We start from the raw sequence: 13,386 nt of genomic DNA on the forward strand, positions 1-13,386 counted from the left end.
GGTCGATATTCAGTGGGGTAATCATGATATTTTTTGGATGGCAGCAGCCTCTGGTATTCGGGCGAGTATTGCCGGGGTAATCCGGGTGAGTGCCCGGTACGACAACCTGGATACGCTGGAAGATTCCTATGGTATTAATCTGTTGCCATTGGCCACCTTTGCAATGAGGGTCTATGAGGGAGATCCCTGCGAAGCATTCATTCCCGTTAATACACCTCCTGAAAACATCGGATCGACCCATGTCAAGCTTATCAGCAAAATGCACAAGGCCGTTATGATTATTGAGGAGAAGCTTATTGGCGAAATTGTGCAACGATGTCCGGAAATGCATATGGAGGACCGTCTCTTGCTGAATAAAATTGATTACGAAAAAGGCACCATTACTATTGATGGGCGTGAGTTAAAGCTAACCGATACGAATTTCCCGACCATTGATCCCAACAATCCATATGAATTATCTGCGGAAGAAAAGGAGCTGGCCGAAAAACTTCGCTTTTCGTTTTTAAATTGCGAACGTTTGCAACGACATGTAAAAACACTGTTTTCGAAGGGGAGCACATTTCTGACTTACAACTCAAATTTATTGTACCACGGGTGTATTCCACTCGATGCTAATGGCGATTTCAAGGAAGTAACCCTTCACGATAAAAAATACAAAGGGAAAGCATTGTGCGAGCAATTTGATTTAGTTTCGCGACGGGCATATTATAATCGTGAGCGCCCCGAAAAAAGGAACAAAGACCGGGATTATATGTGGTACTTGTGGTGCGGGGCTGATTCACCATTGTTTGGTAAAAAGAAAATGGCCACGTTCGAACGCTATTTCCTGAATGACAAAGAAGCCCAATATGAAGAGAGCAATAAATACTACAAGTTACGCGACGATAAAGAAACCTGTGTCCGAATTTTAGAAGAGTTTGGACTCGACCCTGAAAAATCGCATATCATCAACGGGCATGTGCCTGTAAAAGTTGGCAAAGGAGAAAGCCCGGTAAAAGCAGAAGGAAGGCTTTTTGTTATTGATGGCGGAATGTCGAAACCCTATCAAAAAGTAACCGGAATTGCCGGGTACACCCTGATCTATGATTCGTATAGCTTAATTCTTGCCGAACATGCTCCGTTCGAATCCAGACGAAATGCCATTCAGGAGGAACACGATATTGTTTCAATCCGAAGTATGATTGAGCGATCAACTGATCGTATCATGGTAGGCGATACAGACGACGGGGTTCATATCAAAAGCCAAATTGCAGATTTAAATCGATTGTTGGAAGCATACCAAAAAGGTATGGTAAAGGTAAAAAGTGCGTAAGAATTTGTTCGAATACGCTGCGGGATAAGTTTTTGGCTCCGGTCAATCTCAAAAACAAAATAATAAGTCTGATAGCTGTGCACAGCTAACAGACTTATTTAATATTTGTTAATTCTTCTAAAGTGATTGCCGTTAATTTCCGATCCACCTCAAAAAAGGATATTTTTGTGCCGCATTAAGTAAACTATTTAAAACGATTATAAATTATGGCTGACATACAAAAGACTTTACTGATGATTCTGGATGGCTGGGGAATCGGCGACGGATCAAAAAATGATGTTGTGGCAACGACTCCAACTCCATTTATCGACTCATTGCAAAAAGAATATCCAAATTCACAATTGCTTACTTCCGGCGAAAACGTTGGTTTACCCGAGGGACAGATGGGAAACTCTGAAGTTGGCCATTTAAATATTGGTGCCGGACGCGTTTTGTACCAGGATATGGTAAAAATAACGAAGGCTATCAAGGATAAATCGATGTGGGAAAACCCACAATTGCTCAAAGCATATAATTACGCCAAAGACAACAATAAAAAAGTGCACCTTATTGGCCTGGTTGGCCCCGGAGGAGTTCATGCCCTGAGCACACACATGATCGCACTTAGCCAAATGGCAACCGATATGGGATTGAAAGATGTGTTTGTGCACGGTCTGACTGACGGTCGCGACACCGACCCGCGCTCAGGTTATGGTTTTCTGGAAACTGCCCTGGAGGGCTTAAAAGGAACCAACGCTAAATTCGCTTCAATCATTGGTCGTTACTACGGCATGGATCGTGATAAAAACTACGATCGCTTAAAACTGGCTTACGATTTATATACCAAAGGTGAAGGTGAAAAGTCAACCGATTTGTTAGCTTCAATCCAGGCATCATACGATGCAGGTGTGACTGATGAATTTATCAAGCCAATTTGCATGGTAAAAGAAGATGGAAGCCCAGTTGGGGTGATTGAAGAAGGTGATGTGGTGATCTGCTACAACTTCCGCACCGACCGTTTGCGTCAAACAACGATTGCGTTCACCCAGGAAGATTTGCCTGAATATGGTATGCACACCATGAATCTGGAGTGGTACACCATGACGACTTACAAAGCTGATTTTAAAAACGTGAATGTTATTTTTGAAAAAGCAAACCCCACCAACACGATGGGTGAAATTGTTTCGAATGCCGGGTTAAAGCAAATCCGAATTGCTGAAACAGAAAAATATGCACACGTAACGTTCTTCTTTAGCGGCGGTCGCGAAGACGAGTTTGATGGTGAAAGCAGAATTCTGATTCCTTCACCAAAAGTTGCAACCTATGATCTTCAACCCGAAATGTCGGCTCCAAAAATTAAGGACGCTATTGTTCCTGAATTGCAAAAAGGCGAGGTAGACTTTGTTTGCCTGAACTTTGCCAATGGCGATATGGTAGGACACACCGGCGACTACGAAGCAATCAGTAAAGCAGTTGCCGCCGTTGATGCTTGTGCTAAAGAAGTTGTTGAAGCTGCACGTGCCAACAACTATAACGTACTGATTATTGCTGACCATGGGAATGCTGACAATGCCGTGAATCCTGATGGATCGGCCAATACCGCACACTCGCTGAATCCGGTTCCATGTATTTATGTGAGCGATGATAAAAACCTGACCATTGAAAGTGGCATTTTAGCTGATGTTGCGCCAACCTTACTTTCCGAAATGGGCTTGGAAATTCCTTCGGAAATGACCGGTAAAGTTTTGATAAAACGATAGTTTTTTAGATATCTTTGAGCCCTCTCGTATGATGCGGGAGGGCTTTCTTTTATTTTATGCGATATGTTGGAGATTGGTAAAGCGATAGTGAGTTTTGATGTGCTGGAAGAGCACTTTCTTTGCGATTTGGCGAAGTGCAAAGGTGCATGTTGTGTTGAAGGAGATTCGGGAGCACCACTGACAAACGAGGAAGCTGTGAAGCTGGAGAAGATCTATCCAATCATTGAGGAATATATGACTCCGGAGGGGAAGGCAGTGATTGCTCATCAGGGATCCAGCATGGTTGATTCCGACGGAGATACGGTTACTCCGCTGGTAAATAATCGGGAGTGTGCTTACACGTTTAAAGACGAACGTGGCATTGTTAAGTGCGCCATTGAAAAAGCTTTTTTTGATGGGAAAATTGATTTCCGGAAACCGGTTTCCTGTCATTTGTTTCCGATAAGAATTACTGAATACAAACGCTTTGATGCTGTTAATTATCAGGAATTAAAAATCTGCAAGCCGGGACGCGTGTGCGGCATCGGGCAGAAATTGCCTCTTTATCAATTTCTGAAAGAACCATTAATCCGAAAATATGGAGAAAAATGGTACGAGCAGTTGGAATATGCTGCCAAGGAAAAGCCCTGGAAGCAAATCTCGGAATAAAAAAGAAAAGCTTTTGTTTAAGCGACAATTTCAACACGATTCCCATCAGGGTCAAGAATAATAGATTCATAAAACCCGTCTCCGGTAGTGCGTGCTTCTCCAACAACAGAGAAACCATCTTTTCGCAAATGCTCAGTTAGATTATCTACCTTTTGTTTCGATCCGGTCTGAATAGCGAAATGTACCAGACCTGTATATTGCTTTCGGGTATCGTTCTTCGTTTTTGGGATTCCAGGCATTTGCATCAGCTCGATTGAGCAATCCCCATCAAACCTGATTAAATAGGATTTAAAATCGCGTGAATGATTGTAATAGGCTTCACTGGAACTCGCATCAAAATAGTGAATGTAAAAATTTCGCATTCCCTCAAGATTATATGTCCAAATAGCCAAATGTGAAATTCTCATTAGGTTGTATTTTAGGTGTTATGAATTGATTTTTAGATTCCATTCTAAGAAAAAACGCCTCAAATATTCCTCCATAAATTGATGGCGCTGAAGAGCTAATTTTCTCCCTGTATCGGTATTCATCCGATCTTTCAACAGCAACAATTTTTCGTAAAAATGGTTTATCGTAGGAGCGGCCGACTTTTTATAGTCCGAAAACGAATGATGCATTTCTGGCTCTATCGCCGGATCATAGATCAATCGGTTTTTATGACCACCGTATGCAAAGGTACGCGCAATACCAATTGCTCCCATAGCATCCAGCCGATCGGCATCCTGAACGATTTTTGCTTCCAGGCTATTCGGCTTTGTCTCAACTCCTGCTCCTTTAAACGAAACTTCCCCGATAATAGTCTGAATCTGATCGCTGGCGTCAGGATCAATTCCAATCCGCCTCATCCAATCCGGTGCTTTTGTTCCATTTTCTACCGAGAGTTTCCAGTCATCCAAATCATGCAGAAGTGCAGCGATCTCAATAATAAACAAATCACCTCCCTCACGCTCCGAAATCGACTTCGATAACTGCCATACCCGATAAATGTGCCACCAGTCATGTCCACTGGCATCATGTTCAAATTGCTGTCGAATGTATCGGGCTGTTTCCTGTATTACATTTTCCGTCTCCATAGGCGAACCAAAGCTATATAATATCTATCGAATTACTACCTTAATTGACTCGGATGATCCCCGTAAAATAGGATTAGATCTTTTTGATAAAAAAAATAGACTTAATAAATAAGATGGACTGGTTTCTCAGGTGCTAAAACATGTTAAAATTTGAAAACGTATTTCAGAATTGATTAGTTTTGCTAATCTTTATTATTGTTCTGGTTGTTATAGAGGAAGTTGATTGCGAATATTTTAAAATGGAAGAAGAAAGAAAATTAACGATGCCTGCCATGTTGCAGGCCAGTTTTAAGGAATATGCTGATCACAACTCACTCTCGTTTGTGGGAGACGAAAAGAAAACGTATCGTCAACTTCAGGATGAGGTCGAGAAATTAGGAATTTATTTGAGGGAACTTGGCGTTGAAAAGGGAACAAAAGTTGCTGTTCTAAGTACAAATATGCCTAACTGGGGGGTGGCTTATCTGGCTATTGCAGCTGTTGGCGGCGTTGTCGTTCCTATCCTGCCCGATTTTCATACAAAAGAAGTAAGCAATATCCTGCAACATGCTGATGTGGAGGTCGTTTTCGTTTCTGAAAACCTGATCAATAAATTGAATACCGAGGAGTATCCAATGCTAAAGATCATCCATATTGAAACACTGAAAGAACAACACGCTGAGGATTACCCGAATGCTAAAATTGAGCAAGACCAGCAGTTTCATTATGAGCCGGTTGAAGAGGAAGATTTACTTTCGATCATATACACGTCCGGAACAACCGGAACCTCAAAAGGAGTCATGCTGACCCATCGAAATATAGTATGGACAGCTAAGCAAAGTATCACATTTCAACATATCGATTCTAACGACCGGTTTTTATCCGTTCTTCCGCTTTCACATACTTTCGAAAACACATTGGGACTGATTTTTCCATTGACATATGGGGCATCGGTTTTTTACATGAAGAAACCCCCGACAGCCTCTGTTTTAATGCCAGCGCTGTCCGAAGTGAAACCCACTGTTATGTTGGTGGTGCCGCTGATCATTGAGAAGATTTATAAGGGCAAAATATTACCTCAAATAAATAGTAAATCAATCACACGAAATCTATATAAAATTCGTCCTTTCCAAAAAATATTGAGCCGCATAGCGGGTAAAAAGTTGTTGGATACGTTTGGTGGCGAATTAAAGTTTTTTGGTATTGGCGGCGCAAAGCTCGATAATCAAGTTGAACGCTTTTTGATGGATGCAAAATTCCCATTGGCGATTGGCTATGGCTTAACCGAAACATCGCCATTGTTGGCTGGCGCTGTGGGCGAAAATGTTCGCTATTTGTCAACCGGAGTGCCACTTGAAGGCGTGGAATTGCGAATAGCAAATGCAGACCCTGTAACCGGCGAAGGCGAAGTTCAGGCAAGAGGAGCTAATGTGATGAAAGGTTATTACAAACAGCCTGATCTAACCAAGGATGTATTTTCGGATGATGGCTGGTTCCGTACCGGTGATTTAGGAAAGTTTGATCGTTCCGGATTTTTATACATCAAAGGGCGTATCAAAAATATGATTGTTGGTGCCAGCGGGGAAAATATTTATCCGGAAGAAATAGAATCGGTCATAAACCGGATGGAGTATGTTCTCGAGTCGCTTGTTGTTGAGCAAAAAGGCCGGTTGGTGGCCATGGTTCATTTAAACATGGAAGAAATTGAACAGCGAGTTCGGAATATGAAGTCGTTGCGAGATGAAGCTGTTAGCAAAATGAACTCACGGGTTGATGACATATTAAATGAGATTCAACAAAAAGTGAATGAAGAAGTGAATAAGTTCTCCCGGGTTCAGCAGGTTGTGTTGCAGCCTGTTCCTTTTGAGAAAACACCTACTCTAAAAATTAAACGTTTCTTGTATGACTAGCGAAAAAGCATTTGCCGAACAAGATTCCCAAAAATTCCCGATGTTGTAAAAAATATCGGGAATTTTTGTTTGAACTATTTTTTTGTTCTTGGGGATATATTATGTAGTTTAGCAGGCTTACTTAAAGAGGATATATTCTAATACATTTTAAATGCTGCGCCGTATTTTATGGCGACCATTAAAAGGGGGTTTTCGGCTTAACTGAAGCTTTAGTGTTCTGGGGGGAATCTGAAACTCGGAGTCGATAAAAATAATCAGTTGTATTTTTTCATACAAAAAATGAAAATTAATGCATTCCTATGCGAAAAAAAATTAGTTCTTTTTTGCTGCTAGCTAGCATGACTTTCACTATTCTTGCGCAGTCTGAGCAAGTTGATTCGCTGCATGCAGCATTCGACCAGATGTATGGTCTGGATATGGCACTTTACAGTGGGAAGAAATATTCAAGTGAAATTCACCCAATTCAAGGGCATCCCTTTTGGCGCAACCAGGATCGATTTACGGCAGATATTGTTATAGAAGGAGTTGCTTATCGTAATAAACAACTCAAATACAATCTATACAAACAAGCGTTCATTTTATACTATAAAGATTATAATGAGCTCCCCCATCAAATTATCTTAAATACAGAAACCATTGATTCCGTACGGGGCAATAGTTTCTTATTTGTTAAAAATGTATCCCATCCTGAATTGAATCAACCTTTTTTGAAAGTTATTTACGAGGGACAGATTGCTTGCTATTCCGCGATAAAAAAGGAATTACATTTTCGTACTTTGGGCGAAGTTGTTGGAAATGAATTTTCGGAAGAGTTAAAAGAACATTACCTGATTTACGGAAACAAAGTATATCCATTTCAAAAGAAAAGGACTTTTTTGCAGATCTTTTCCAAACAGGAAAAACGAGCAATCAGGAAATATATTAAATCCAATGGGATCAATTTTAGAGACCTCTCAGACGAAGAGCTAAAACAATTGACTGCCTTTGTCGAACGTATTGAATATTAACATGAAGCAACCAGCCAAACTAATCCTGATTTTATTTTTGTTCCCTTTAAATTTGTTAGCTCAACAACTAGAACAAATTCAAATTAAAAGTGATTATAACCGTATTCCCTTCATCGACCTGGTCAGGGAAATTGAAAAGGACAATGATGTTCATTTCTTTTTTAAGGACGAATGGGTCGATGATCTTATTGTTTCAATTAAGGCTCAGGAACTGCCAATCGATGTACTGATGAAGCATTTGCTAGGTAACACCAAATTGGGCTTTACCTACAGGACTCCGGGAAGTGTTTTTCTGTTGCCTGAAAAAGACTACCTCGCGCCAATACCTGAATATGAAAGCTTGGAAAATGAGCACCTATCCGCCCAACAGAATCCAACAACCGAAATTGAGGAGAAGTATTTACAAGGACGCCATCCGGATATGATTGAAACGATTGTGGTAGGAAGCAAGGAGAAAGCGAAAAATGGAAAACCGGTAGTTGTTCGGGGACATCTGACTGATATGGAGTCAGGAGAATCCTTGGTTGGAGCAACGATGTATATTCCTAAACTAAAAAAAGGTGCTGCTACGGAAGGTGACGGTTTCCTGAAGTTGGTATTGAAGCCGGGAGTTTATCCGGTCGTCTTTCAAAATATCGGGATGAAACAGGTGAAGGGGAATTTGGATGTTCGTTCGAAAGGAGACTTCAGCTTAAGTATGGAACCACAGTCGCAGACGATAGAAGAGATTATTGTAGCAGGAGAAGAAGAAGAAACCCGAGGATCCAAACTTGGAATGGAGAGTGTTTCAGTAAAAACAATGAAAGAACTACCAACGCTCATGGGTGAGAAAGACATTTTAAAAATAGCTCAGTTGTTGCCCGGAATTGTTAGTGTGGGCGAAGGATCAGCTGGAGTAAATGTGCGAGGAGGAGGTGCTGATCAAAATATGTTTTACATCAATGATATTCCTATTTATAACAGCTCTCATCTTTTTGGATTTTTCTCGTCGATTAATTCTGGAATCATTGAGAATTTCTCGATTTATAAAGGTCAGGTACCTGCTGAATTCGGAGGGCGCTTGTCTTCCGTTTTCGATGTTAAAAGCAGAAAAGGAAACAAAAAGAAGTTTTTCACACAAGGAGGTATAAGTCCGATTTCCGCTAATGCTGAAATTGAAATGCCGATTGTAGAGGACAAGATTTCGATGATGCTGAGTGGCCGTTCAACCTACTCAGACTGGCTGCTAGAGCGATTGGATGATCCTGACTTAAGAAATAGTCGAGCGTCTTTTTATGATTTTGCCGGAGCGCTGGATTTTCAACTGAACGACAATAATCAAATTTCTATATTTGCTTATAACAGCCACGATCAATTTGATTTAAATGCTCATACCGACTACCAGTACGGGAATCAGGGTGGATCGTTTAACTATGCACACCGATTTTCGCCTGCCTTAAAATCGACACTTGCAGTAGTTGCTTCAAACTATAATTTCTCAACGACGGAAAAACGATTGGCAACCGAATCATATACACATGCTTATTCACTCAATCACTATGAGATTAAAGCGAAGGTTAATTGGATTCCTCATGAAAATCATCAGCTGGAAGCTGGTGCTAATCTAATATTGTACGAATTAGACAGGGGACAGGTAAAGCCATTTGGAAATGAGTCATTGAAGTTAGCTGTAGATCTGGGGAACGAGAAAGGGTTAGAAACCGCCTTCTTCATTGACGATAACATTACCATCGGACCACGACTAAGTTTATATTTGGGGCTCAGGTACAGCATGTTTTCTGAACTCGGTCCTAAAACTGTTAGACAGTATTTTCAGGGAACAGAACTGAACGATTTTAATGTCGATCAAATCAACACTTTTGAAAAAAATGAGCATATCGTAAACTACCATAATCCAGAATTGAGAGCGGCCCTCGATTTCAAGTTTACGAGGAATAACTCGATGAAACTATCCATTACACAAATGACCCAGTACTTGTTTATGCTCAGCAATACGGTTTCCCTCGCTCCTAATGATCAGTGGAAGATGGCTGATTCACATATTAGTCCACCAAGCTCATTTCAATATTCAGCGGGATATTTTCACGATTTTCCAAGGACAGGCTTGTCGTTTAGCGGGGAGGTATATTACAAACGGGCGAAAGATGTCGTTGAATACAAGGATGGAGTTGATTTTTTATCCACTCCGTATGTTGAAACAACTATTCTACAGGGTGCCCAGGAAGCTTATGGAGCAGAGTTTATGCTGAGTAAACCAACAGGGAGACTCAATGGGTGGGCCTCATATACCTATTCAAGATCATTAATTACGGTGGATGGCCCAAATAGTTTTCAGGATATCAATCAAGGAAAGACCTATCCGTCTAATTTTGACAAGCCCCATGTCGCAAACTTGGTATTAAACTACAAGTTATTACGGCGCATCTCATTCTCGCTGAATACCGTTTACAACACGGGACGACCAATTACATTGCCCAAAGGTGTTTATTTTATCGAACATCAGCCATTTGTTGATTATTCAGACAGAAATGCCTACCGAATACCCGATTACTTTAGGATGGATGCTTCAATCAAGCTGGAAGGAAATTTGAAATCCAAAAAGTTGATGCATAGCTATTGGCAAATAAGTATTTATAACCTGACTGGCCGAAGCAATGCAAACTCTGTTTTCTTTACTTCGGAAGATGGTCTTCTGAGTGGGTATCAATACGCTGTCATTGGAGTGCCTATTTTTACAATTTCATGGAACTGGAAACTTGGAAATTATGCGAATAACTAAAACATTCATTTTTATTGTGCTAATTGGAATTTACATGTCCTCATGCGTCGAGCGATATTACCTCGATGCTGGAAATGATTTTGAGCCAAGGCTGGTCGTGGATGCAACAATCACGAATGATGGGAATGAACAGAAGGTTGTCATTTCTTGGTCGGCTGATCCTGAAACTCCAGTTTTTCAGCCTGTGTCAGGCTGTATTGTTAGAGTTGAAGATAAGCAAGGGAATCAGTTCAATTTTAGCGAATCAAATGGCAATGGTGACTATCGGACAATCATTGGTGACCAATATTTAACAACCGGTTCTGAATTTCGGCTGTTAATCGATTTGCCTGATGGTGAACAATATGTCAGCAGGTTTGAGAAAATGTTGCCCTGCCCGCCAGTCAAATCCGTCTATTATGAATTGGAGTCCCGACCAACAAACGATCCCAATATTAATGAAGAAGGAGCCCAATTCTATATCGATTTGGAAGCGGGAGATAGCTATGGGCGCTTTTTTCGGTGGAAGCTGCAAGAAACATGGGAGTACCACTCTAGCTTCCCTATCACAAGGTATCTTGATGAGGAGGGCTGGCATAATTATGGTGAAGATTATTCTTTCTACACATGCTATAGGACTGAAGATATAAAAAAGCTTTTTTTACTTTCGACTAGGGGTCTCAAGGATAATAGTTACGAAATGCTTCCATTACATTTTGTGAATGATCATACTCAGAGGCTTAAACATCAATACAGTTTGTTGGTTAAGCAATATTCTTTAACTGAAGAAGCTTGGAGTTATTGGGAAAATTTAAGAAAAAATAATCAGGAATCGGTCGATATGTTCGGAAAGCAGCCTGTTAGTGTGCCAGGAAATATTTTTAATGCAAAAGATTCACTGGAAACTGCCTTAGGCTACTTTAGCGTGTCCTCGGTATCGTCAAAGCGAGTTCAAATACATGGTATTGAAGACTTGCATTTTTATGAATTGCCAATTTGTGCGGTGACGCTTGAAAAAGATCTGGAAGAACTCCCAGAAGAAGATGATTTTCCGGCTTATTTTGCGCAGGTTCCTGATGAAAACTTGAAATTGGAATGGGGCTATGCTAGTTCAGGGTGTTTTATTTGCACCATGCATGGAGGTACAACAGAAAAACCATCCTATTGGGAGTAGTCATGAAAAGAATCGAATTGAAATACCTGTTTCTAGTGCTAGCGATCTTTGCTGTAATTTGTATCAGTACAAATGAGGCCTCGGCTCAATCACGCACTCTTTTGAATAAACTGGTTGAAAAGCCACATGTGATTACAGACAGAGATGTTTACTGTGTTGGAGAGAAGATCCTGTTTTCAACTTTTGATCTATCATCGGCTGAGTTGCGCGATACCGAATGGAGTAATATTTTATATGTTGAAATCATAACACCCGATGGAGAAAGCATTTCCCAGAAAAAGTACGATTACAGACCTGATGATATTCAGGGAGTAATTCCTATTCCACGATGGACACTCACCGGCAATTATTATTTACGTGCCTATACTCGGTGGATGCGCGATTTTTCACCACACAACTACTTCTATAAAATGATTACAATCATTAACCCGCTTCGTTCCACGCTATTGGAACCAACGGATGATGAAGTGATCAAGGAGAGGGATACCTTCGAAACGCCGGCAAATAGTAAGTTAATTGATATTCACATTCCCGCCCACAGGCCTGTTTTCGACAAACGAGAAGAAATTGAACTGGAAGTCCGGACAGAAAATCCGGAGAAATTTCGGGAAAAGATGATTGTATCGGTTGTGCCCAAAGGATCTGCAAGGCATTTGCAGCCTGTAATAAAACGGAGTTCAAACTTTAACTACACTCCTGAACTCATTCCAGAGACCAGAGGGGTGTCCGTATCCGGAAAAGTAGTGGATACGAATGACTCAATTCCTCTTCCTTATACACTGGTTGCCTTGACTATTTTTAATGAGCAACCAGAAAATTTAAATGTAATTGCAGATCAAGAAGGTCGGTTCTTCTTTGATTTATCATATTTGAAAGGCGAATATGAGTTGTTCATTTCTGCAAAAGTTGAGAATGATTCGCTAATTCCGCTCATTTTGGTAGACAATGATTTCTCAACGGCCAGGATTGCATTGCCATATGTACCTGTAGACCTATCAGGTGAGAGCAATAAGTTATACCAAAACCTCAATTTTAACAGTCAGATGCAGGCTTTATATAGCACGCAAGGAAGCAAGGAAATAGCGGACTCGAATCAATTAACGGCTTTTTCGTCGGATTCTACTTTTTATGGCGATCCTGACTTTTTGCTAAAAATGGACGACTATATAAAGCTCCCTTCTTTATCCGACTACTTTCGTGAATTGGTGCCTCAGGTGAAGGTTAGAAAGAAAGACAATAACAAAGTATTAAAGATTGTCGGTTTAAACCCTGAAATGTGGATCTATGATCCGCTTATCTTAATGGATATGGTATCTATTTTTGATGTGGAAAAGGTACTTGCACTACCTCCCGAAAAAATACAGCGAATTGAAGTTATTCTCTCCCCTTTTGTTCGGGGAAATGTAACCTATGGAGGCATTGTAAGTTTCTTCTCGCGAAAAGGAGATCTGGCGGGTATCGATCTTCCGTCAGCAGGACGCTTTATCAACTACCGCATGCTTTCTGAAAATGGTAGCAAAATCGCTGATAAGAACTTGACGGGCAAACATATTCCTGATCTTCGGAATTGTTTGTATTGGAATCCTGCTGTTCAGTTTAATGAAACTGGGTCGGCCAAAATTCGGTTTAGCACCGGAGATAATTCAGGAGATTACACAATCGTCGTTCACGCCGTAGATCAAAACGGAGCAGTCAATTTGGTTACAAAAGAAATTCGGATTGACTAGTCCATTCCTTTGTCCCTATACAGATGCATTGGGTGTTACAACCGTTGATTTTTCATAGA

At 40.8% G+C, this 13,386-nt stretch carries 10 protein-coding genes; 8 read left to right on the forward strand and 2 right to left on the reverse strand.

Annotated features, from left to right (window positions below; translation table 11 throughout):
• From ACTB00_RS14980 to ACTB00_RS14990, 3 genes are all read left to right on the forward strand, one after another.
• A partial coding sequence (locus ACTB00_RS14980; RefSeq protein ID WP_463300727.1) for a fructose-bisphosphatase class III occupies window positions 1–1,312 on the forward strand: 1,312 nt, incomplete at its 5' end.
• A gap of 206 nt (window positions 1,313–1,518) precedes the next feature.
• Window positions 1,519–3,051 carry a 2,3-bisphosphoglycerate-independent phosphoglycerate mutase gene (gpmI, locus tag ACTB00_RS14985; protein ID WP_463300728.1) on the forward strand — a complete coding sequence of 511 codons (1,533 nt, stop codon included), beginning with the start codon at window positions 1,519–1,521 and terminating at the stop codon, window positions 3,049–3,051.
• Window positions 3,052–3,114: 63 nt separating this feature from the next.
• On the forward strand, window positions 3,115–3,699 hold the full coding sequence (locus ACTB00_RS14990) for a DUF3109 family protein (protein WP_463300729.1): 585 nt from the start codon (window positions 3,115–3,117) through the stop codon (window positions 3,697–3,699).
• A 17-nt stretch (window positions 3,700–3,716) separates the two neighbouring features.
• Here ACTB00_RS14990 and ACTB00_RS14995 read toward each other — a convergent pair whose 3' ends face one another.
• The gene (locus tag ACTB00_RS14995) at window positions 3,717–4,106 is read right to left on the reverse strand and encodes a VOC family protein (protein WP_463300730.1); all 390 of its coding nucleotides are present in this window, start codon (window positions 4,104–4,106) and stop codon (window positions 3,717–3,719) included.
• A gap of 18 nt (window positions 4,107–4,124) precedes the next feature.
• Window positions 4,125–4,772: an HD domain-containing protein gene (locus tag ACTB00_RS15000; protein WP_463300731.1), complete on the reverse strand. Its 648-nt coding sequence runs from the start codon at window positions 4,770–4,772 to the stop codon at window positions 4,125–4,127.
• Window positions 4,773–5,011: 239 nt separating this feature from the next.
• Here ACTB00_RS15000 and ACTB00_RS15005 point away from each other — a divergent pair, with 239 nt between their 5' ends.
• The 5 genes from ACTB00_RS15005 to ACTB00_RS15025 all read left to right on the forward strand — a co-directional run bounded on the left by ACTB00_RS15005 (window position 5,012) and on the right by ACTB00_RS15025 (window position 13,327).
• Window positions 5,012–6,661 (forward strand): AMP-binding protein, encoded by a 1,650-nt coding sequence (locus ACTB00_RS15005; protein ID WP_463300732.1) that lies wholly within the window; start codon window positions 5,012–5,014, stop codon window positions 6,659–6,661.
• Between the two features lie 299 nt (window positions 6,662–6,960).
• On the forward strand, window positions 6,961–7,668 hold the full coding sequence (locus ACTB00_RS15010; RefSeq protein WP_463300733.1) for a hypothetical protein: 708 nt from the start codon (window positions 6,961–6,963) through the stop codon (window positions 7,666–7,668).
• 1 nt (window position 7,669) lies between these two features.
• A complete protein-coding gene (locus ACTB00_RS15015; RefSeq protein WP_463300734.1) occupies window positions 7,670–10,447 on the forward strand; it encodes a TonB-dependent receptor plug domain-containing protein in 2,778 nt (925 codons plus the stop codon).
• Window positions 10,434–11,600 (forward strand): DUF4249 domain-containing protein, encoded by a 1,167-nt coding sequence (locus ACTB00_RS15020; RefSeq protein ID WP_463300735.1) that lies wholly within the window; start codon window positions 10,434–10,436, stop codon window positions 11,598–11,600. Before ACTB00_RS15015 ends, ACTB00_RS15020 begins: the two co-directional genes overlap by 14 nt.
• A gap of 2 nt (window positions 11,601–11,602) precedes the next feature.
• Complete coding sequence (locus ACTB00_RS15025) at window positions 11,603–13,327, forward strand: hypothetical protein (RefSeq protein WP_463300736.1); 1,725 nt, start codon at window positions 11,603–11,605, stop codon at window positions 13,325–13,327.
• Window positions 13,328–13,386: the final 59 nt, after the last annotated feature.

This window comes from Sunxiuqinia sp., assembly GCF_055140945.1.